This is a genomic window from Prolixibacter sp. DSM 2831 (assembly GCF_056493735.1).
Genome location: NZ_CM151379.1, coordinates 2,654,056 through 2,675,562, shown reverse-complemented (window position 1 = coordinate 2,675,562; position 21,507 = coordinate 2,654,056). Strand labels below are relative to the sequence as shown.

General features: G+C 45.9%; 18 protein-coding genes. 14 read left to right on the top strand and 4 right to left on the bottom strand.

Annotated elements, in window-relative coordinates:
• Positions 1-40: 40 nt before the first annotated feature.
• The 5 genes from AC060N_RS10905 to AC060N_RS10885 all read left to right on the top strand — a co-directional run bounded on the left by AC060N_RS10905 (position 41) and on the right by AC060N_RS10885 (position 7,138).
• On the top strand, positions 41-1,246 hold the full coding sequence (locus AC060N_RS10905) for an acetate/propionate family kinase (RefSeq protein ID WP_479523823.1): 1,206 nt from the start codon (positions 41-43) through the stop codon (positions 1,244-1,246).
• Positions 1,247-1,578: 332 nt separating this feature from the next.
• A complete protein-coding gene (locus tag AC060N_RS10900; RefSeq protein WP_479523822.1) occupies positions 1,579-2,484 on the top strand; it encodes a phosphate acyltransferase in 906 nt (301 codons plus the stop codon).
• Positions 2,485-2,496: 12 nt separating this feature from the next.
• Positions 2,497-3,576 carry a butyrate kinase gene (gene buk / locus AC060N_RS10895; RefSeq protein ID WP_479523821.1) on the top strand — a complete coding sequence of 360 codons (1,080 nt, stop codon included), beginning with the start codon at positions 2,497-2,499 and terminating at the stop codon, positions 3,574-3,576.
• A 116-nt stretch (positions 3,577-3,692) separates the two neighbouring features.
• Positions 3,693-4,892 (top strand): cation:proton antiporter domain-containing protein, encoded by a 1,200-nt coding sequence (locus tag AC060N_RS10890; protein WP_479523820.1) that lies wholly within the window; start codon positions 3,693-3,695, stop codon positions 4,890-4,892.
• A 386-nt stretch (positions 4,893-5,278) separates the two neighbouring features.
• Positions 5,279-7,138: a glycoside hydrolase family 140 protein gene (locus AC060N_RS10885; RefSeq protein WP_479523819.1), complete on the top strand. Its 1,860-nt coding sequence runs from the start codon at positions 5,279-5,281 to the stop codon at positions 7,136-7,138.
• Between the two features lie 2 nt (positions 7,139-7,140).
• Here the strand turns inward: AC060N_RS10885 and AC060N_RS10880 are convergent, their stop codons facing one another.
• Positions 7,141-7,554 (bottom strand): threonyl-tRNA synthetase editing domain-containing protein, encoded by a 414-nt coding sequence (locus AC060N_RS10880; protein WP_106542883.1) that lies wholly within the window; start codon positions 7,552-7,554, stop codon positions 7,141-7,143.
• A 168-nt stretch (positions 7,555-7,722) separates the two neighbouring features.
• Here AC060N_RS10880 and AC060N_RS10875 point away from each other — a divergent pair, with 168 nt between their 5' ends.
• Genes AC060N_RS10875 through AC060N_RS10860 form a run of 4 tightly spaced genes read left to right on the top strand, consistent with a single transcriptional unit; the run spans position 7,723 to position 13,202 of the window.
• On the top strand, positions 7,723-9,936 hold the full coding sequence (locus tag AC060N_RS10875) for a T9SS type A sorting domain-containing protein (protein WP_479523818.1): 2,214 nt from the start codon (positions 7,723-7,725) through the stop codon (positions 9,934-9,936).
• A 48-nt stretch (positions 9,937-9,984) separates the two neighbouring features.
• Positions 9,985-11,133: an ABC transporter substrate-binding protein gene (locus AC060N_RS10870; protein ID WP_479523817.1), complete on the top strand. Its 1,149-nt coding sequence runs from the start codon at positions 9,985-9,987 to the stop codon at positions 11,131-11,133.
• 27 nt (positions 11,134-11,160) lie between these two features.
• Positions 11,161-12,198 carry an iron chelate uptake ABC transporter family permease subunit gene (locus AC060N_RS10865; protein WP_479523816.1) on the top strand — a complete coding sequence of 346 codons (1,038 nt, stop codon included), beginning with the start codon at positions 11,161-11,163 and terminating at the stop codon, positions 12,196-12,198.
• A complete protein-coding gene (locus AC060N_RS10860) occupies positions 12,198-13,202 on the top strand; it encodes an ABC transporter ATP-binding protein (protein ID WP_479523815.1) in 1,005 nt (334 codons plus the stop codon). The genes AC060N_RS10865 and AC060N_RS10860 overlap by 1 nt, the downstream gene beginning before the upstream one ends.
• A 5-nt stretch (positions 13,203-13,207) precedes the next feature.
• Here AC060N_RS10860 and AC060N_RS10855 read toward each other — a convergent pair whose 3' ends face one another.
• Entirely contained in the window at positions 13,208-13,867 is a 660-nt protein-coding gene (locus tag AC060N_RS10855) for a hypothetical protein (protein ID WP_146142033.1), read from the bottom strand.
• Positions 13,868-14,069: 202 nt separating this feature from the next.
• The gene (locus tag AC060N_RS10850; RefSeq protein ID WP_106542877.1) at positions 14,070-14,504 is read right to left on the bottom strand and encodes a DUF4174 domain-containing protein; all 435 of its coding nucleotides are present in this window, start codon (positions 14,502-14,504) and stop codon (positions 14,070-14,072) included.
• A 166-nt stretch (positions 14,505-14,670) separates the two neighbouring features.
• Here AC060N_RS10850 and AC060N_RS10845 point away from each other — a divergent pair, with 166 nt between their 5' ends.
• From AC060N_RS10845 to AC060N_RS10825, 5 genes are all read left to right on the top strand, one after another.
• Complete coding sequence (locus tag AC060N_RS10845) at positions 14,671-15,603, top strand: formylglycine-generating enzyme family protein (RefSeq protein ID WP_463231043.1); 933 nt, start codon at positions 14,671-14,673, stop codon at positions 15,601-15,603.
• A gap of 284 nt (positions 15,604-15,887) precedes the next feature.
• Positions 15,888-16,046, top strand: coding sequence for a hypothetical protein (locus AC060N_RS10840; RefSeq protein ID WP_463231044.1), 159 nt, complete (start codon positions 15,888-15,890; stop codon positions 16,044-16,046).
• Between the two features lie 315 nt (positions 16,047-16,361).
• Positions 16,362-17,276, top strand: a complete 915-nt coding sequence (locus AC060N_RS10835) for a diacylglycerol/lipid kinase family protein (RefSeq protein ID WP_479523814.1) — start codon at positions 16,362-16,364, stop codon at positions 17,274-17,276.
• A complete protein-coding gene (locus AC060N_RS10830) occupies positions 17,245-18,189 on the top strand; it encodes a phosphatase domain-containing protein (protein WP_479523813.1) in 945 nt (314 codons plus the stop codon). Before AC060N_RS10835 ends, AC060N_RS10830 begins: the two co-directional genes overlap by 32 nt.
• Before the next feature lie 121 nt (positions 18,190-18,310).
• Positions 18,311-19,357, top strand: coding sequence for a glycosyl hydrolase (locus AC060N_RS10825; RefSeq protein WP_479523812.1), 1,047 nt, complete (start codon positions 18,311-18,313; stop codon positions 19,355-19,357).
• Here the strand turns inward: AC060N_RS10825 and recQ are convergent.
• Positions 19,354-21,465 (bottom strand): DNA helicase RecQ, encoded by a 2,112-nt coding sequence (gene recQ / locus AC060N_RS10820; RefSeq protein WP_479523811.1) that lies wholly within the window; start codon positions 21,463-21,465, stop codon positions 19,354-19,356. The two genes, AC060N_RS10825 and recQ, sit on opposite strands and share 4 nt — an antisense overlap.
• Positions 21,466-21,507: the final 42 nt, after the last annotated feature.

The window sequence follows — 21,507 nt, the reverse complement described above, 5'->3', positions numbered from 1 at the left end:
AAAAGCCGGCGCTTTTTTCAAACCAATAAATCAAACCAAAATGAACATCCTTGTCCTGAACTGTGGAAGTTCGTCTATCAAATACCAGCTGCTTTCTATTCGCGGAAGCGACAATTTGCTGGCCAAAGGCATTGTCGACCGCATCGGTATAGAAGGAAGCTGTTTGTTGCACAAGGTTCCGAATCAGGAAGATTACCTGGTGAAAACCGAAATCAAAAATCACAAAACGGGTATTGGGCTTATCCTGAAGGCGCTTACCGACCCGGAGGTCGGTGTTTTGAATAAGCTGGAGGATATTGAAGCAGTCGGTCATCGCGTAGCGCACGGAGGTGAAACATTTACCGAGGCGCGCGTCATCGATGAGGATGTGAAAAAAGGCATCCGCGACTGTTTCGAACTGGCTCCGTTGCACAATCCCGGCAATTACGATGGCATCAAAGCCATGGAGGAATTGCTTCCCGGAGTTCCGCAGGTAGCTGTTTTCGACACAGCGTTCCATCAGACCATGACGCCGGATGTTTACCTTTATTCGTTGCCTTACGATTATTACGAACGTTTACGTGTGCGCCGTTATGGTTTTCACGGAACCAGTCATAAATACGTGGCAGAGAAAGCCTGTAAATTTCTGAACCGCGATATCAGAAATCAGAAAATCATTACCTGCCATTTGGGAAATGGAGCTTCTATCACAGCGATCAACGGAGGCAAGTCAGTTGACACCTCCATGGGATTTACTCCCAACGAAGGGTTGATGATGGGAACACGAAGCGGTTCCATCGATCCGGGTGCGCTGTTGTATATCGGCTGCCGCGAAGGAATGGACAGCAACGAACTGAATGACATGTTGAACAAAGAGAGTGGCGTGAAAGGCGTTTCACAACTTTCGTCCGACATGCGCGACTTGGCGACGGCTGCCCGCGAAGGCAATGACCGGGCGCGCCTGGCATTGAAAATGTATGCCAACCGCGTGAAGCAATACATCGGTGCCTATGCAGCCGAACTCAACGGCCTGGATATTCTCGTATTTACCGGGGGAATTGGCGAGAATAACGATTACGTCCGGGATTTGGTCTGCCGGGACATGCAATACCTCGGGGTTATTTTTGATGAGGAAAAGAATATCGGGCTGCATGGACAGGATGAAATCATTTCCATTCCGGGTTCCCATGTGACGGTGATGACCGTGACTACAAACGAAGAACTGGTCATTGCCCGCGAGACATACAATCTTGTTAATGTAGAATGATTTTAAATTAACGATATTTCCTTTCGAAATTTTCAACGAAAGTTTTGAATTGTAAAGCCCTGCCACGGCATAAGAGAAATTTTCTTATCCGGACGGGGCTTTTCTATCATCCTGAAAGAAATAGTTTAACAGCATGTCGGGTCAGGCGAAATCCTAACATTTCATAGGTTTTGAGATGTTTTCATTTCGTAATTTCAACATGTGTAAACGGATAGATAAGTTCTGAAGTCATTTTGTGTAGTTGATTGTTATGATACGTAGGAGATAATGATAAAAGCTGTCGCCGTTTCGATGCGAACTCGTTTAATGAAATTTGCTAAACAGATTATTCTATGGGAATTAATCGACTGGAAGATCTTTTTGAGGCCGTAAAAGGCCGTCCACGGCGCAAGTTAATTGCGGCCTACGCCAACGACGAACACACGATTGTCGCCATCAGCAAAGCCATCGATTTGGGATTGATTGATGGAATTTTGGTGGGAGATAAGGAAGTTATCCAAGAAGTTTGTCGTCACGAAAATATTGACCCGGCCAAGTTTACCATCGTTCATCAACCCAACGATCAGCGGGCAGCTACTGAGTCGGTGGCGATGATTAATAACGGTGAAGGCGACATTATCATGAAAGGCTTGGTGAGCACTGATAAATTCATGCGCGCCATTCTCAATAAGGAAAACGGCTTGTTGCCTCCGGGTGCGGTTTTGAGCCACGTAACCGCGATGGAAATTCCTAATTATCACAAATTGCTTATTGCCAGTGATGTGGCGATTATTCCCGAGCCGGATTTGAAGCAGAAGGTGCAGATGATTAACTACATGGTACAAACGGCTGTAGCTTTGGGAATTGAGAATCCGAAAGTAGCGGCTGTTGCGCCCACCGAGTTGGTATTACCCGGTTTGCAATCCTGCTCCGAAGCAGCACTTCTTTCGAAAATGAATGAACGCGGCCAGATAAAAGGTTGTTTAGTTGACGGTCCGTTGGCTTTGGATGCAGCTGTTGATGAGGAAGCAGCGCAAATAAAAGGAATTAAAAGTCCCGTTGCCGGGAAGGCGGATTGTCTTCTGTTCCCCGACCTGAATTCCGGTAACGTATTCTATAAAACCAATACCAAACTGGCTGGCGCCGAATCGGCTGCTTCATTAGTTGGTGCAAAAGTGCCCGCTGTGTTGGCTTCCCGCGGCGATTCCATCGAAACCAAGTTATATTCCATTGCGTTGGCAGCCATGTTGGCTAAGTAAATTATACAGAACATGAGAGATATAAATATTTTGGTCATTAATCCCGGTTCAACCTCTACCAAAATTGCTGTGTACGAGGATGTCCGGTGTATTTTCCTGAAAACACTTCGTCATTCAAAAGAAGAGCTCGACCAGTATAAAACGGTAACCGAACAGTACGAATTCCGGAAGAACGCTATTCTGGAAGAGCTGAAAGCTGACCGCATTGACTTGAACAATATGGCAGCGATTATTGGTCGGGGAGGACTGACCTATCCGCTGGAGTCCGGCGTGTACGAAATTAACGAACGGATGGTGGAGCATTGCAAAGTCGGCATTAGCGGAATGCACGCTTCGAACCTCGGCTCGATGATCGCTTACGAGATGGCGCAGGAAATTCCGAATGCACTGGCACTCACAGCCGATCCGGTGGTGACCGACGAGATGAATGATATTGCGCGGGTAAGTGGTCATCCCAACTTCGAGCGTCGTTCGATATTCCATGCCTTGAACCAGAAAGCGGTTGCTCGTCAACATGCGGCTAAACTGGGCAGACTTTACAGCGACATGAACCTGATTGTGGTTCATCTGGGTGGCGGAGTCTCCATCGGTGCGCATAACAATGGCCGCGTCATCGATGCCAACAATGCGCTCGACGGTGAGGGACCGTTTTCTCCGGAAAGAAGTGGCACGTTGCCGGCCGGTCAGCTGGTCGATATGTGCTTCAGCAATAAGTACACGAAGGACGAGATCAAGAAGATGATTACCGGAGAAGCCGGCTTTGTGGCTTACCTTGGAACCAACGACGCCCGTGATGTGGAAATGGCGGTGAATGAAGGTGACGAGCGCGCCATTTTCTACCACAATGCGATGGCTTACCAGGTTTCGAAAGCGATTGGAGAAATGGCTACGGTACTGAAAGGTCGTGTGGATGGTATCCTGATCACCGGCGGAATGGCTTACGATAAAATCCTGATGTCGTTGATTCGTGAGCGCGTTGACTTCATTAGCCAGGTATACATCTATCCGGGACAGGATGAAATGAAGGCATTAGCCATGAATGCGCTGAACGTGGTACGGGGTGAAGCAAAAGTACGGGTTTACGCCCGCTAGGTTAAGGAAATCCTACGATACATTAAAAAAAGGTTGTCGCTGCGTTAATAGGTGACAACCTTTTTTATATTTAATGGTTTCATATTATTTTAGAACCAAACGATATTTCTGCCAACATGGATACCTATCATCTTATCATAGTCATTTGTCTGATTGTCATTACCTCATTCATTTTTAATGTATTGAGTAATAAAACCAATATTCCCAGTGTTTTGATGCTGATTGGACTGGGAATGGTGATGAAATATTTCTTTGACTTGTCTGATTTTCAGGAATCATTCATGCCGACGCTGGAACTATTGGGTGTCGTTGGTTTGATTATGATTGTGCTGGAAGCCGCGTTGGATTTAAAGCTTTCGCCGGAACGATGGCCGGTTATCTGGAAATCAACCTTAGTGGCTTTCCTCACATTGAATATTACCACTTTCGGCTTTGCCGGAATGATGATGTTTGTTATTCAGGGACTTGAGCTCACCGTGGCCCTTTTGTATTCGCTTCCGTTGGCTATTATTAGCTCTGCCATTGTTATTCCCAGTGTGCATAAAATGACGCGTACACGAAGGGAATTCATGATATATGAAAGTACGCTTTCCGATATTTTCGGAATCATGGCTTTTTATATTCTACTGGAAAATGCCAATGCGAATGGTTTCTGGGAAATCGTTGGAAATGTGACGGCAAATCTTAGCCTGACGGTGTTGATTGCGTTCATCGGAAGTTTTATCCTGCTCTATATTTTTCAGAAGTTGGTGGTTATCAAAACGAAGTTCTTTTTGTTTTTGTCGCTGCTGATTCTTCTGTATGCCGAAGGAAAAATCTTTCACCTTTCTTCGTTGCTCATTATTCTGGTATTCGGTTTGGTATTGCGTAATCAGTTTCTTTTTATCCGAGGAAAACTTTCCAAATATTTCGACCACCAGGCCATTGGTGTCCTGTTCGACAGTTTTAAGATGATCACGGAAGAAACCTCCTTCCTGGTTCGGTCATTCTTCTTTGTGGTGTTCGGTATGGCTATTTCCATTGGCGATGTGCTGAGCTGGCAAGTGCTTTTGCTTAGTTTTGCCTTCCTCTTTATCCTCTACATGATTCGTTTTGTCATATTCCGGACCGTTGTCGGTAAAAATATTCTTCCCGAAGTTTTTATCGCGCCCCGTGGATTGATTTCCATCCTTCTTTTCTTCGATATCCCGGAAGAATTCAAAGTACATGAGATAGAAAGCGGAATCCTGGGAATAGCCATCCTGGTTACCAGCCTGGTGATGGGGTGGGCGCTGGCACAATGGCGCACCCGGATGAGTACAAGTACCGATGATTAAATTTCGTTTATTGAAGATAATTTATTGTTTGGTTGGTGATTAGCGACTCTTTTTCTAAATTGGTTGCTGAAAAGGACGAGACAATGCAGTTATGAGGTGCTTTATCGTAACCCAATATCCTGGTTCAGATAACTAATACACCCATATACAATAGTGATTCGATAGTTAGGCTTTTGGGCGAAGGAATTTCTTTGCCGTGGAGTTCACACTCAAAGGAAAGCAAAGCATGTGAGAGACAGGGAGAATGAGTTCAAAGTTTATTTCGTTCGTTTCACAGGAATGACAGGTAGAAGCAAAATGACCATTTGAAAGGTTTTAAAGACCGGAAATTGAGACAATAATTCAGATATTTTTCAGGTTATTATACTAAATAAGTATTATATCGTATGAGGAGAATATTCTTGCTTTACCTGGCAATTGCTGTGTTTTCGCTGACAAGCTGCCACCACCATCGTGAACCCGCTGTGAAAGTTACCGGGCAGTTAAAACAATGGCATACTGTTACTTTAATGGTCACAGGACCGTTAGTTGCTGAGTTTTCAGCCGACAATCCATTCCTGGATTACCGTCTGGAAGCCACTTTTACCAATGGAAACAAAACGTATGTAGTACCCGGTTTTTTTGCAGCCGACGGGAATGCTGCCGAATCCGGAGCGGTATATGGGAACAAATGGGAAGTTCGGTTTTGCCCGGATAAAACCGGAACATGGAACTACAAAATTTCGTTTGTAAAAGGCAGAAATGTCGCCATTGCCGATAAAGCGGATGTGAAAGGTGAAACGGTCAGTCCCAACGGGTTTGAAGGTAGTTTTGAAGTTGCCCTGACAGATAAAACCGGCCGCGACTTCCGGGCACAGGGACGTCTTGAATACACCGGCGGACATTACCTTCGTTTTGCTGGTTCAGGCAAATACTTTCTGAAAGCCGGAGCCGATAGTCCTGAAAATTTTCTGGCGTATGCCGGATTTGACGATACCTACAAGCCGGGACAAAAGGAAACCAAGGAGGGAGAAGCAGACTCCGGTCCAACGTTGCATGAATATAAACCACACATTGAAGACTGGCATACCGGCGATCCGGTTTGGCACGGCGATAAAGGAAAAGGAATTATTGGTGCGTTGAATTATCTCGCTTCGCAGGGAATGAATTCTGTCTATTTCCTGACCATGAATGTGCAGGGTGACGGCGATGACGTGTGGCCTTGGTCGCGCAGAAACGAACGTTACCGCTTCGATTGCTCCAAACTCGATCAGTGGGAAATCGTTTTCAATCACATGGATTCGCTGGGAATTTCGCAACATCTGGTGACACAGGAAACAGAGAACGAGACCTTGCTCGATAATGGAAACACCGATGCGCAACGAAAATTATACTACCGTGAACTGGTTGCACGGTTTGGTCATCATCCGGCTTTGATTTGGAATTTAGGTGAAGAAAACGGCCCGGCAGACTGGACACCCAACGGGCAAAATGATGCTCAGCGCAAGGCGATGGCATCCTACCTGGCCAAAATCGATCCGTATCATCATCCGATTGTGATTCATACTCATTCCGATAATACCAATCGGGACAAAGTATTGATACCCATGCTTGGATTTAAATCGCTGGATGGCGTTTCACTTCAGGTGGGCAATCCTTACGATGTTCACCAGGTGACGAAGAAATGGTGGCAGAATTCCGACACCACCCAACACAAGTGGGTGCTTACCATGGATGAAGTTGGCCCTGCCTGGAAAGGCGCTTTACCCGACCGCAACGACGCACAGCATGATACCTTACGCCACCAATGTTTGTGGGGCAGTTTAATGGCCGGTGGAGCAGGAGTAGAGTGGTACTTCGGATATAAGTTCCCGAATAACGATTTGAACTGCGAAAACTGGCGCTCGCGTGAGAACCTGTGGAAGCAGACGAAAATCGCTATGGACTTTTTCCAGCAATATGTTCCGTTCCAGAACATGCAGCCAGCCGATAACCTGATTATTACCAACGACCGGGAGCAATCCTATTGTCTGGCCGAGCCGGGAAAAACATACGTGATTTACCTCGGCGAAGGAACAACCTGGTCACGATTTAAGGTGAGCCATCCGGGAGAAATCTATAATGTCTCGTGGTTCAATCCGCGTACCGGTGGTGCCTTGCAAAAGGGAACTATGGAGACAACCACCGGAGATGGATGGATTGATTTCGGACGTGCACCTTCCGACGGCAATAAGGATTGGGTAGTGTTGCTCCGAAGAAAAAGTTAATCTTATAACGTAGCCCAGATACGTGCCAGTGAGTGGCCCGGGGCTTTGATATCCAAATCGAGGAAGTAGCCGAAAGGCGTTTGCGCTGTTTTGTATTCAGCATTCTGCAGACGTTTTTCGGCTGCGTCGAAAATGGCCTTGGTAAATTCGGGCGAAGCCTTGGATTCCGACAAGTGGGCGAATGAGTGCAGAACAATATACTGTGTGTCATTTTTGCGGGCGGTCCATTTCAAGTGGTTTACCAGTTTTTTCTCCCGGCTGGCCACGGTTTTCTCTTCGTCACCTTCTTCCATCTGGATGAAAGCAACAATGCAATTTTCGTGGGCTGCACCTTTTTCAATGGTTTCCACTTCTTCTAAATTTTTAATGGCAGGTTCATAAGCGAACCGGTCTGCATAAATAACCAAGACTTTCATAATAAATAATTTGTGCTTTTTACTACCGGTGAAGAAATATCACCAGCAAGTACGATTTGGTGGATAAAATTAACGATTCCGGTAAACAAAATAGCTATGTGCGTGAAAAGCGACCGTTTTTGATTAACGAAGTTTCTTATATTTACTTTTATAAATACTTTCCCTTCTATGAACAGGCATGTGATTCTCATTTTACTGGCTTTTGGATTGGCTCTTTCCCCGGAGGTCATTACGGCACAGATTTCCTATGGAGGTCAGCCCGCTTCCTTTTCCTTAAAGGAGAAAGCGGCTACCGTGGTGCCGGTGGTTCAGATGGAACATGTTTCCAACCAGCAATTGATGAGAGCGGAACCCAAAAGTGGATTACGGCTGAAGCCCTACAAGTTTGCTCATACTTTCAACGTCGATATCACGCCGAAAAATTCGGGAACCTGGACAGTTGACAGTGATGGCACGAAAATATGGAGGGTGAAGATTTTATCGCAGGGTGCTTATTCTTTGAATATCATTTTCGACCGGTTTAAATTGCCCGATCATGCTAAACTCTTTATCTATAGTCCCAATCATCAAAAAGTGTTGGGGGCCTTTACGGCGAACAATGAGTCGGGATACGGAACGTTTGCTGTTCGTCCGTTGGCCGGCGATGAAATGGTGGTAGAGTATGATGAGCCGGCTGATGCTGAATTTCCGGGTCAGTTGCGTATCACCAAGGTCAATCACGATTACAAGAATGCATTTGGCGATCGGCCGCTGGGACAAGCAGGTTTGTGTAATGTCGATGTTTATTGTACTCCAGGCGAGGATTTGGCCGTGCAAAAACAATCTGAAGTACGTTTAATTATTGCCGGAAGTGAGCTATGCTCCGGAACGATGGTGAACAATGTTACTCAAGATAAAACTCCCTACCTGATAACGGCAGGGCACTGCATTGGCTCAAAAACCGATGCCGAGCAAACCGTGTTTTATTTTAATTACGAAAGTCCCGATTGCGGACAAAACCTGGGAAGCATTGACGGGTACGTTGACCAAACCGTTTCCGGTTCTATACTAAGAGCACGTTCTGATTCGCTTGATTTTGCGTTGGTCGAAATGCAAACCATGCCTCCGGCCAATTATCGACCCTATTTTTCAGGCTGGAACAACAGCGCTTCGATTCCTACATCAACTTTTGCCATTCATCATCCCAATGGAGATGTGAAGAAGATATCGCGCGATTACGATGCTCCGGGCGTCGGCTCTTTTTCGACTAAATACATTTCCAATGCTTTTTGGGTCATTCATCGCTGGGATGTAGGAACGACTGAGGCCGGTTCTTCCGGAAGTGGATTGATAATTGCCGATCCAAATCACCCCCAGTTAATTGGTACGCTAACCGGAGGTGCAGCTACGTGTGCCGACCCGGTGAATGATTACTTCGCTATGCTGAACAAGCAATGGAGTTATTACAGTGCCGACACCATGCGACTGGCTACCTGGCTGGACCCGAATGGCAGCGGTGACACTTTTGTCGATGGTTTGGACCCTTACGCATCAAATCCCAATCCGTGCGGGCTGTTTTCCAATGTTCAATACGGCGAAAAGTATGTAAAACAAAAACTGTCAGACAACTCGGGGTATATAACCGGGAAAAATTCATTGGGGATTACCGCTTACGCTGAAAAGTTCGATCAATCGACCCAGGCGGAATTGCAGGCGGTGGCTATCGCTTTTAGTCAGGCGGCTACCAGCCCGATATCCTCGGGACGATATTTCAATCTGAATGTGTACGATGCCGACCCGGCGACAGGATTGCCAAATCATATCATTGCAACACAGGCTGTTTCGATAAACACTTTGCAGGATTCATCGATGAATTACATTCCGTTGACAAATCCAATAACAACCACCGGTACGTTTTATGTCGGTTACGATCTCGACTACAATAATCTTCAGGATAGCATCGCTGTTTTTAATGCGCCCGCCCGGGATGCGCCTACGGACTCTGTGAATACTGCCTACGCTTTTTATAACAACGGCTGGGTTCCGTTTGATCAAATACCTGATATTGGAATTAAAACGTCGTTACTAATCAAAGCGCATGCCTGCAATGTTTTGGGGCTGGATGTAGTAGATACGAATCTTCATGATAAACAGTTTGAGGTGTATTATCCGACCGGCGGCTTGAGTAATTACGTGTATCTGCAGAACAACGGACCGGAAGGAAATGCCGTGGTATCGATTATGGACATGATGGGAAGAACGTTGCATCAGGAAGTACGCTACCTGACGAACGAACCGGTAAAGGTTTCCATTGGAAATCACAATTCAGGAATTTATTTTATCGCTGTAAAAACCGATAAGGTCAGAGAAGTGATGAAAGTCCGGTTAAGAACCGGACGATGATTTTTCGTTAACGAAAGTTAGGCTTACCTTTGGGAAAATTTTCACCGGATGGTTCGTAAACTCTTATTCCTGGCTTTATCCATTCCACTTTTATTGTTTGGATGCAAATCGAAAAACCCCCCTTCACCGGAAGGAAAAAGTACATTTGTATCTACGTCAACGAAGTATGCCCGGGGGTTTACGATTGAAAATTTTAAGACCTACGAAAAGCTGACGGTTTTGAATCCCTGGCAGAAGTCGTCCGGTGTTTCCTACAGTTATTATCTGGTACCCCGAAATCAAAAAATACCGGCTTCCTTGCAAGGCAAGAACATTGTTCGCACGCCCGTTCGACGGGTTGTGTGTCTTTCTACTACGCAGCTGGGCTTTCTCGAAGCGCTGAACGAAACTTCCTCGCTGGTCGGAATTCCCGATATTAACCTGGTTTCCGATTCGTCTATCATTCAACGATATCACGATAAACAGTTATCGGAAGTAGGATATGCGCAGGGATTAAACTACGAGCTATTATTGAGCCTGAAGCCTGATTTGGTTTTAACCTACGGCGTCGACGGCGAGGTGAGTGCGCAGCTAAATAAGCTGAAAGACCTGGGCGTTCCGGTGATGTTGGTGGGAGAGTACCTGGAAAGTACTCCGCTGGCCAAATGCGAGTGGATTAAATTTTTTGGCGCGATATATGGAAAAGAGGCAGAGGCGCAACAGTGGTTCAACCGGATTGACAAGAATTATCAGCAGATTAAAAAGAAAGTGGCTGAGGTGGATTATCGCCCGAAAGTTTTAACCGGGTTACCCTGGAAAGATAACTGGTGGATGGCCGGAGGAAAATCCAATTTGGCCAATCTGATTCACGATGCCGGCGGCGAATATCTTTGGCACGAAAATACTTCCCGTAATGCTTTTGTGGTATCCATCGAAGATGTGTTCATGAAAGCCAAATCGGCTGATTTTTGGATCAATAGCGGGACTGCCGGTTCGATTAAAGATCTGCTTTCCGTTGATAGTCGCTTTTCGTCGTTACCACCGGTAAAAAAACACAAGGTTTATAACAACAATGCCCGAATGAGTGCCGGAGGCGGAAACGATTATTGGGAAAAAGGTGTTGTCAGGCCCGATTTGATTCTGAAAGATTTGGTCCGCATCTTTCATCCCGACAAAGAGACCGACGGAAAATTGTATTTTTACCGGCAATTAAACTAACTGATGGAGCAAGCAAACGCGACAAAGATGAAACGGAGTTTTCGCCCGGAAGGAAGCCTTTTTCTTCTGGCTGTTCTGGTGATTGTATTCTTTGTGCTCGATCTCTTCATCGGTTCGTATCATATTTCCCTAAGTAATATAATAAAGGCGCTTTTTGCTCCCGGTCAGGTTGATTCGCAACTTGTGACCATCGTTCGTCAATTTCGTCTTCCCAAAGCATTGACAGCCTTATTGGCGGGAGCGGCACTGTCCGTTGCCGGCCTGCAAATGCAGACGGTCTTCCGGAATCCATTGGCCGGGCCGTATGTTTTAGGTATCAGTTCAGGAGCGAGTTTAGGTGTCGCTTTGCTGGTGTTGGGTGCCGGAAGCTTGTTTGCAACCGGAGCTTTTAGTATCATGGGAGCGTGGTCGGTTGCCGGCGCAGCCTGGATTGGAGCAGCCGTGATACTCATGCTGATTCTGGCCGTCTCAGCCCGGGTAAAAGACATTATGACCATCCTGATATTGGGAATTCTTTTCTCTGCGGCGACTTCGGCTATCGTGAACATCATGCAGTATTTCAGTAGCGAATCGATGTTGAAATCATTCGTGGTTTGGACCATGGGAAGTTTGGGTAGCGTAACCAATGCACAGCTTCAGGTATTGTTACCCGGAGTTCTGCTGGGACTGTTTTTAGCCATTATTTCTGCCAAGTTACTCGATGCTTTTTTGCTGGGCGAAGATTATGCCCGCAGCATGGGAATGAATGTGCAACTGGCCCGCGTATTGATTTTTATTTCGACTTGTATTCTGGCCGGAAGTATCACGGCTTTCTGTGGCCCAATTGGCTTCATCGGTATCGCCGTGCCGCATATCGTGCGTATGGCTTTAAAAACGGCTCGTCACCAACGCTTGATTCCAGGTACGATTTTGCTCGGTTCAGCAACCATGCTTTTCAGCGATATCGTCTCGCAACTTCCCGGTTCCGAATCGACATTGCCCATCAATTCAGTTACAGCGCTGCTTGGAATTCCGGTAGTTATCTGGATTATTTTACGAAATAAAACAGTAGGAGCCCTGAGTTAATGAGTGACAGCAAGACCATAAAACTGAACCAGGTATCGGTTGGCTACCGTGATTCTCGTGGCAAAGAGCGTGTTGTTAAGAGCAATATTTCGCTTGGCGCGGAAAGGGGAGAACTGGTGGCACTCATTGGCGGTAATGGCATTGGCAAAAGTACGTTGCTAAGAACACTAGCCGGTTTCCAGCTGCCTATTTCCGGCAATATTACCGTGTCCGGAAAATCCATCGCTTCCTACCGGGAAAAAGAACTGGCCACGATGTTGAGTTTTGTTTCCACCGAAATCATTCGCGTAGCTAATCTTTCTGTTTTCGAGATGGTAGCGCTGGGAAGGTTTCCTCATACCAACTGGTTTGGAAAGCTGACAGATGAGGATAGAAAAATCGTCAATGAATCCATCCGGATGGTTGGACTGGATGGATACCAATCGCGGCCTATCAATCAGATTTCCGACGGCGAACGACAACGGGCCATGATTGCCCGGACCCTGGCTCAGGACACCGACATCATTGTGCTCGATGAGCCAACAGCTTTCCTGGATGTACCCAATAAATACGAAGTTGTGAGCATCCTTCATCATCTGGCAAGGGAGAAAAACAAGACCATCATTTTCTCAACTCACGATTTGAACATCGCTGTCAGTGAGGTTGATATGATTTGGTTGATGCTGCAGGATGATGTGGTTCAGGGAGCGCCGGAAGATTTGATTTTGAATGGACAATTTCCTTTGCTGTTCCAGAAGTCGGATTTGGTTTTCGACATGGAAAAAGGCGATTTTCGTATCAAACGGCATCCAAAACTGACAGCCCGTTTGACAGGAACGGGTACAGAGTTGTTGTGGACCCAAAAGGCCCTGGAAAGAAACGGGCTGGAAGTGAATAACGAGGCAGATACCGAAATAGAAATCACCGTCCGGTCAGAACCACCTTGCTGGCAGGTTCGAACAACGAACGGTGAAAAAACATTCTATTCGGTTTATCATTTATGCCGTTATCTGCTTGAACTGTAGTTGGTTCACTTCTGGGCCAGCAATGGGGCAGTTGCTTCCAGCGGTTGGTCCTGCAAATTGGATGCATGTTCCATCAACAACAGCACGCCATGTTTCTCCCATCTCAAACGCAGATATTCCAATTGCCGTAAGTCGGTAGCATAGTATGCTCCCTGACGGAAATCAACCTTTTCGAATGGAACATTCGTCTCTTCGTCGAGCGCTGTTGTCCAGTCACCGGCAATGTGCCGGAGAAAGTCTGAACGGCGAAACATTGTCTGCAATGTTCCGTCGTTGTAGCAGCGTCGTGTATCGAGGAATCGTACTTCATCCGGCTGTGAACCGTATCCGTATTCCATCCGAAGGAACGAAGCCATCAGCAATTGCTGACCGTCGATGAGATACGATTGTTTCATCATACCTCCCTCTTCGGAGCTGCACTCCTCAATGAGGAATAACTTATCGTGGTAATACCAGGCCGTAATGTAACCTTCGGTTTCACCAATCAGCCAGTGCTTAACCAATCGCTGGGTGGCAGGGCTGTTTTTAAGGGATGTCTCGATTTCGATCAGCTTTTCAGGGGAATTTTGGGGGGAAGAATAATCATCCACAACACCGGCTTTCCCGGGGTAAGCAAAAAGAAATATAAAGACCATCATCCCGGTTATGGCTCTTTTCTTCATCATTGGGGTTTTAAAAGATGCCCGTTAGAATGATTGGCTTGAACGAGTATAGCCACTTAGTTTTCTTAGGTTTGAAAAAAGTTACGGCAAAAAGGAGGCACAATGCCAGAAAATCATTTAACAGTTATTAACAATTTCGGCAATTTGCGGAAATATATTGTTCAATTAAAAGAAAATCAAGTGATAATGGTAGGGTGATTGTTAATTACTTTTCGGAGTTGGAAGACGAATATTGCATTATTATGTCAATAAATTGACTCGGATTGAAGCGTCCGGTCTGTCGGAACTTCTCCCATCCGTCCATGCCCACAATGACATAAGTCGACTTATTTGGCTCTGTTTTAAAGCGTTTCCGGAGGGTTTCGAGTGCTTCGGGAGTAAGTTGGGCATGCAACTTTCCTGAATTTTTTCCCGTTAAGTCAATAAATACCAGTTTGTCCTGTTTGAATCGCTGAAAATTTTTGTCGATAGTTTGCTGAAAAGCCGGTTCTTCTTTCACCGGATCGGCCTTTAATTGATAGAGCACTACCACATTCGTCCACAGGTAGGGTTTCAAAGGATTGGAAGCGTCAGTTGTAACTGGGCGAAAAATGAAGAACACAGTAAAGGCAAGGAATAAAAGGAAAGGCTTATTCGGCATAACAGGTGTTGTTCAATTATTTTGAAAAGATACTAAATTCGGCAGATATTGTATCTGATGAATGTGTATTTTAACGATTGAAACGGAATTGTCATCATATCGCCGTAGTTGTTTGATATGGCGAACTTTTTCAACGAAAGAATCAATCAACCTCTAAACTAAGCCTATGTCTAACCGATTGTTTGTCCTCTCATTCATTGTTTTGATGTTCGTTTTGGGATGTCATCAACGGAAGAATACTACTAATTCCGAAAGCAAATCTCCAACAGTCAAAAGAGAATTGAAGCAGCCAGTACGCCAGTCCAAAGCCGATACATCCGGTATGGTTCACTTTGTTGGCGGAACGTTTATGATGGGCTCGGAAAAGGGCTTGTCGAATGAAAAGCCCGTTCATCAGGTAACGGTCAAATCATTTTATATCGATAAAACACCAGTGACAGTCGCTGAATTCAGGCGGTTTATAAAAAGCACCGGTTACATGACCGATGCTCAGAATTTTGGAGATGCGGGAGTGTTCAGTTTTCAGAAGAGACAATGGGAATTGGTTCCGGGGGCTACCTGGAAATATCCTTTTGGCCCCGATGGCCCGAAGGCTCCGGACAATCATCCGGTGACACAGGTCAGTTGGAACGATGCTTCGGCTTATGCCGAATGGGCCGGAAAACGATTGCCGTCGGAAGCGGAATGGGAATATGCAGCACGCTGTGGCGGAGAAAATAAATCGACGTACAGCTGGGGTGACAAATTGATTGTCGATGGTAAATATCAGGGCAATGTGTGGCAGGGAAACCAAATAACAGATCGACAGGGAGCAGATGGTTTCGTTTATACTTCACCGGTAGGTTATTATGGTGAAACAACTTGCGGCCTGACGGACATGGGCGGTAACGTGTGGAACTGGTGTGCCGATGTTTATGAAGCTTATCCAGGCGGTGAGTATACCGTTCAGCCCAATCAGAATGTGCGCGTCATTCGGGGTGGTTCATTCTTTTTCGATGCCAATGGCGCTTACAGCTATACCGTTTCGGCCCGGTCTATGAATTCGATTGAAACTTCGTTATTCAATATGGGTTTTCGGTGCGCAAGGAGCGGCGAATGAGAGCTAGCTGAATAAGAGAGCGAATTATTTATACATCTTGTCTTATAGAAACATGTCTTTTGAAGCATATAACTTATTAAAATCCTTGTACAGTTCCGGCTATATTCCTATCTTGCCCTTGGTGTGAAAAGGGAAAGCTACCTGATAATCAGGCGAGCTTTCCTTTTTGTGTTTGTTAGAGGTAATATTTAAACAATTGATCGTCCGATAGTTTAAAGTTACTTTATAATTCAAATTATTGTTGTATAAATAGTATTAGACTCAGATCCAAAAAACAATCGACCATGAAGATTCAACGAGTAACACCACGCGAGTTATTATTTTTTCTGGCAGGAGTGCTGATTGTATTCCTGTTGGTGATTGCGTGGGAATGGAATGACATCAAGGATGTGATATCCAGTAAAGGAACGACCGATATCGAAAACGTTCATTACAGAGAGTAATTTTTTATTGTGAGAACGTCTTTCCCCCCCCCCAAAAAAACTGGCAGCAAGTTGCCTGGAAGTTTGGACACGTTCTATATATACTTCTCCCGGGCGTATTCTTCCTGATATAATACCTCTTTGTTTTCTATAGAAGTACCCAATTATCCTGTAGGTATATTAATCGACTTTTGTTGCGTGTGGACACAAATGATAAAGTCGGGTTGACGTCTGTCGGTGCCGGGAGGAAAATATTTGTTCTTCCGGTAAACAATCGTTATTTTCCATTTATAATCAATAGATGTAGTGCTTTCAGAAATCATTGAACCTGGCTGAATGGAAAAAATTCTGTTTGTCATGAATCCCGTTTCCGGAGGAATTGATAAGGATGAAACCATCCTCCGCATTCACTGGCTTTCGGTGAAGGAGAAATTTGACTTCAAGTTTCGGTACACAACCGGCGAGAATGATGATGAAACGTTGCAAGCCGAAATCGACTGGTACCGTCCCGACAGAGTTGTAGTCTGTGGTGGTGATGGGACGGTTTTGCTGGTCGCCAGAAACCTGATAAACACGGACATTCCGATAGGTATTTTGCCGTTGGGTTCGGCTAACGGATTGGCGACCGAGTTGACGATTCCTGAAATTCTTCCTGAAGCGTTGGAACTGGCCGTAAAGGGGCAGGTTTCACGACCGATTGATCTCCTTCGCTTTAATGAAAAATATCTGGGAATTCACCTGGGGGATGTTGGTGTTAATGCGCTCATTGTGAAAAATTATGCCCAGTCGGGCGACCGCCGGATGGTCGGATATGCTAGGCATCTTTTCCGGGCTTTTCAGGAGAGCGAGCAGATGCAGTATACTATCAAAACGCCTGGGGAAACCTACAGGAAAGAAGGCTACATGCTGGCGTTTGCCAATGCCCGGAGGTTTGGAACCGGTGTTTATTTATCATTGAACGGCTCGATGTCTGATGGGCGCTTCGAAATATGTAATTTTCAGGAAATACAGCTCGAGGAGCTGATCAATCTCGGACTAACCAAGTTTGAGCTGTTTCTCGATGAAGAGATGTATTCCGATGTTGTTAGCTGCAAAGAGGCGGAAATTGAAATCGATCGGGAAGTTGACTTTCAGATTGACGGAGAATACATCGGGAAAGTGGACCATTTAACCATATCGACGATAGAGTCAGCTGTCAGGATAATTGTACCAGGAGGTGATGATGAGGAAGAAGAAACCGGTATTGCTTAGTTTTCATGCCATTTCAAACGGTAGCACAACTCTTGTGTTCGGGCAGCTTATTTACAGTTATTACCGGAAGTTTTCGTTTACGGATTATTCCCGAATGGAAACTTTCCGTCGAATCGCTGCTTTGTATCTAGCCAATCGCTGTCAAAATTGCAAGGTTCAGTTGGTTTTTGATTCTGCTACGATCGAAATGAAAACCGACCGGAACGGACTTTTCTTCGGCAAACGAAAATTCAGGAAAACACCGGCATGCCTGAAGGAAGTCCACATTCCTGGAAATACTGAAGTACATATTCCGGAGACTTTATTCACCCGGCAGGTTCGCCATCTCGACACACACACTCTAGTGATTTCAGACATTGATGATACGTTGATTCATTCATTTATATCAAAAAAGCTTCTGAAGTTTAAAACTTTAATGCTCACTCGTGTCGAAAAGCGAAAAACCGTCGACAACATGGTTCGGCTGGTCAACCGGTTACATGAAGATGGTGCAGCATTGTTTTATCTATCGAACAGCGAACAAAATCTGTATCCGCTCATTTACCGTTTTTTGCGTCAGAATAATTTGCCACCCGGCCCCGTTTTTCTAAAGCATTTCCGGAAAATGCGTCATGTGTTGACAGGAAGGAAATTGCCACGAAAGGATTTGCATAAACTGGAAATTCTGGAGGAGATTATTCAACTTTTTCCGGCTAAGAAATTCATCCTGGTGGGAGATAACACCCAAAACGATTTAGGCATTTATATGCAGGCTGCCACCGATTACCCAAAGCAAATCAACGAGATCATCATCCGCCGGGCGGTTGAAAGTGAACGAAACCAACGGATTGTCGATCGGGTAAGTAAAGAATTAAAAGCGCGGGGAATTGGCTTACATTATGCTGGAAGCTTTCCCGAAAACCTGCTGCAGTAACCCCGCACTTCAATGAATTGTTTTAATTTCCTATCTTTCACTGGTCATTGTTAATGGCCACCTTAACGGAAACTAAACCGGCACTCTCCTTGCCAGCGATGCGTGCCAAATTTTCTCGGGTATGCGAAAATTATTCCTTTTCCTTTTATTGATGAGCTTCATTTCCGGTTGCGAAAGGGGAGAGGAGTTTTCTTTTGAATGGACGCCCGGCGCATTTACGGTAAATCCGGATGCTTCGCCCGAGGCAAAGCAGTTGCTGCAGTTATTGTACGATGTCAGTGGAAAATATACGTTGACAGGACAACACAATCACCCGGTGTTTATTTCCGGTCGCACCGAAGAAGCTAAAATGCTGACTGGTTATTATCCGGCCGTGTGGGGACAGGAATTTGGACAAAGCCTTCCCAACTCACTCGATGGCATCAATTTCCGGCAGCGGAACATGGAAGAAGCCATTCGCAAATATCACGAAGGTTTTGTGATTACCCTGATGTGGCATGCCATCCGACCCATTGACGATGAGCCTGGGACTTTCGACGATAATGTGATGGCAAAAATGACCGATACACAATGGAACAAGCTGTTAACGCCCGGAACCAGGCTGCACAAGCGCTGGTGCCACCAGGTCGATGTCATTGCTGGTTATCTGGCAGAACTGCGCGACGCCGGTGTCCCGGTTTTATGGCGACCGTATCATGAGCCCAACGGTGACTGGTTTTGGTGGTGTGGCAATCCCGAAAGGTATAAAAAGCTTTACCGTATGCTGTTCGACCGCTTCGTCAATGTACATCATTTGAATAACCTGATTTGGGTCTTCAACGGAACAGAAATCCGGAACAACGTCAAGCCATATGCTGATTTTTATCCGGGTGATGATGTGGTAGATGTATTGGCAACAGATGTGTACAGTGAAAATTTCCAGCGTTCTGATTACGATGACTTACTGAAGCTGGCGAACGGAAAACCGATTGGTTTGGGCGAAGTGGGGAAGTTGCCACCGCCTGATACATTGGCTAAGCAGCCGAAGTACTGTTGGTTTATGTGCTGGAGTGGTTACCTGGCCGAAAAGAATAAAGCGGCCGACATCGATGCGGTGTACGATGCTCCCAACACGCTAACGTTGACCGAATGGAAAGAATTTGTCCGGGAGCATTCTACCCAGAACTAACCTTGTTCTTTCTTAACGATACTGAGTCCCAGCCGGATTTTATGGTAAGGAATTTCACCGTTTAATTGCTCATAAACTGGTTTCAATTCATGTTTCAAGCCAGGCGTGAGCAAGGCTTCTTCAATCTGCTGCAACTCCTTCCTGTCGAGAAACTCATGCAACGAAATATCGTAATCGCTTTCGTACAAATAGGCCAGATGGGAGCAAACCGTTACAATATTCAGGTTTAATCGTTCGGCTATTTCTTCCGGGGTATATCCCTTTTGCAGGAAGTCATACGTTTTTTGATAACGGTTGGTCGACTGCTTTTCATTGGTTTCGCCAAACTGGTTGAAATCCATGATGGCGCGAATGAAGATGAGTCCAAACTGTTCGTACTTGAACTCACCAACACCCGAAATCTGCCGCATGGCAAATTCAGTAGTCGGTTTGGAAGTCGCCATTTGTTTCAACGTAGCGTCGGAGAAAATGATGTAGGGTGGAACATTTCTTTCGGCAGCCAACTCTTTCCGGACGGTCCGTAAATGCTCGAACAATGCATTGTCCAGCTCTTCCACTTTGGTCTGAACCTGTTGTTTTTCCTGCTGCTGTTGCCAGCGGTTTTCCGCTTCTTCGGGTGAAACGAGGTTGATTTTCTTTCCGTCGAAAAGAACATCGCGGCTCAGCAGCGTTAATTTCAATTTGTTACTGTCGTTGTAAGCTACCTCGAACAAGCCCATGTTGAGCATCTGAAGCAGGTATTCCTGCCAGTCCCGGTAGGAGATATCACGGCCGGCGCCATATGTTTTGATTTCAGCCCAGCCGTTTTCAATCAATTCTTTTCGGGCTGACCCCCGAAGAATATCAATTAACAAGCCGGAGGAGACTTGCTCTTTTACCCTGGCAATGGCGGAAAGTGCTTTCTGTGCAATGACGGTACCGTCGAAAACAGCAGGCGGATTCTGACACACATCGCAATTGCCACAGTCCTTATCATACGCTTCATTGAAATAATTAAGCAGAACTCTTCGCCGACAGGTTCGTGCATCGGCAAACTGTTGCATGCGCTCCAGTTTTTGCGTTAGCAAATCCTTTTGCTTGCTCTCCTCGATGAACTGTTTCAGCGTAAGCACATCCCGGTAGGAGTAGAACAACAACGTATCCGCCGGAAGCCCATCGCGTCCTGCGCGTCCGATTTCCTGGTAATAGCTTTCGAGGTTTTTCGGGAGATTGTAATGAATTACCCAGCGAACATTCGGTTTGTCGATACCCATGCCGAAGGCCACGGTGGCGCAGACAATCTGCACCCGGTCGTTGATGAAATCATCCTGGGCTGTTTGTCGCGCTGTGTCAGGCATGCCGGCGTGATAGCTCACCGCATTCAACCCTTCACCATTGAGTTTGTTCGCCAGCTGCTCCGTTTGTTTCCGGCTCAGACAGTAAATAATGCCGGCTTGGTTCTTTCGTTGTGAAATGAACCGTTTGATGTTGGCAAATTTGTCCCTTCCGGGAAGAACTGAAATGCTCAGGTTCTCGCGGTCGAACGAACTAATGAATGTTTCCGGGTTTCGCAGGCCCAGTTGCTGCACAATGTCGCTTCGAGTGATGCGATCAGCGGTGGCAGTTAAGGCAATGATGGGCGCTTTGAATTCACGCGAAAGAAAGCTCAGCTGCGTATATTCCGGGCGAAAATCGTGTCCCCACTGCGAAATACAATGCGCTTCGTCGACAGCAAAGAGGCTGATGTCGATGGTTTTGATTTGGCGGTAAAAATCCTGCGAAAGCAGTTTCTCCGGTGAAACATACAGCAACTTGATTTTCCCGGAAATCACATCCTTGAAGATTTGAATCGATTCAGTAGCCGAAATCGTTGAGTTCAGGTAAGCTGCTCCGATACCGTTGGCGCGCAAAGCATCTACCTGGTCCTTCATCAGGGAAATGAGCGGAGAGATAACGATGGCGGTTCCTTTCTGTACCAATGCAGGCAGCTGAAAGCAGAGCGATTTTCCACCGCCGGTGGGCATAATGGCAAGGCAATCGCGACCATCGAGCAACGACTGAATAATCTCTTCCTGTAAAGGCCTGAATGTTTCGTAGCCGAAGTATTTCCTGAGGGTTTCGTATATCATGGATGTGAAAAATTCCCAAAGATACAATTCCTGATCTGTCTG

Coding starts and splice junctions, on each gene's coding strand:
- AC060N_RS10825 (WP_479523812.1), top strand. CDS start 18,311: ATGCGAAAATTATTCCTTTTCCTTTTATTGATGAGCTTCATTTCCGGT.
- buk (WP_479523821.1), top strand. CDS start 2,497: ATGAGAGATATAAATATTTTGGTCATTAATCCCGGTTCAACCTCTACC.
- AC060N_RS10855 (WP_146142033.1), bottom strand. CDS start 13,867: ATGATGAAGAAAAGAGCCATAACCGGGATGATGGTCTTTATATTTCTT.
- AC060N_RS10850 (WP_106542877.1), bottom strand. CDS start 14,504: ATGCCGAATAAGCCTTTCCTTTTATTCCTTGCCTTTACTGTGTTCTTC.
- AC060N_RS10870 (WP_479523817.1), top strand. CDS start 9,985: ATGGTTCGTAAACTCTTATTCCTGGCTTTATCCATTCCACTTTTATTG.
- AC060N_RS10845 (WP_463231043.1), top strand. CDS start 14,671: ATGTCTAACCGATTGTTTGTCCTCTCATTCATTGTTTTGATGTTCGTT.
- AC060N_RS10875 (WP_479523818.1), top strand. CDS start 7,723: ATGAACAGGCATGTGATTCTCATTTTACTGGCTTTTGGATTGGCTCTT.
- AC060N_RS10880 (WP_106542883.1), bottom strand. CDS start 7,554: ATGAAAGTCTTGGTTATTTATGCAGACCGGTTCGCTTATGAACCTGCC.
- AC060N_RS10865 (WP_479523816.1), top strand. CDS start 11,161: ATGAAACGGAGTTTTCGCCCGGAAGGAAGCCTTTTTCTTCTGGCTGTT.
- AC060N_RS10890 (WP_479523820.1), top strand. CDS start 3,693: ATGGATACCTATCATCTTATCATAGTCATTTGTCTGATTGTCATTACC.
- AC060N_RS10905 (WP_479523823.1), top strand. CDS start 41: ATGAACATCCTTGTCCTGAACTGTGGAAGTTCGTCTATCAAATACCAG.
- AC060N_RS10835 (WP_479523814.1), top strand. CDS start 16,362: ATGGAAAAAATTCTGTTTGTCATGAATCCCGTTTCCGGAGGAATTGAT.
- AC060N_RS10840 (WP_463231044.1), top strand. CDS start 15,888: ATGAAGATTCAACGAGTAACACCACGCGAGTTATTATTTTTTCTGGCA.
- AC060N_RS10900 (WP_479523822.1), top strand. CDS start 1,579: ATGGGAATTAATCGACTGGAAGATCTTTTTGAGGCCGTAAAAGGCCGT.
- AC060N_RS10830 (WP_479523813.1), top strand. CDS start 17,245: ATGATGAGGAAGAAGAAACCGGTATTGCTTAGTTTTCATGCCATTTCA.
- AC060N_RS10860 (WP_479523815.1), top strand. CDS start 12,198: ATGAGTGACAGCAAGACCATAAAACTGAACCAGGTATCGGTTGGCTAC.
- AC060N_RS10885 (WP_479523819.1), top strand. CDS start 5,279: ATGAGGAGAATATTCTTGCTTTACCTGGCAATTGCTGTGTTTTCGCTG.
- recQ (WP_479523811.1), bottom strand. CDS start 21,465: ATGATATACGAAACCCTCAGGAAATACTTCGGCTACGAAACATTCAGG.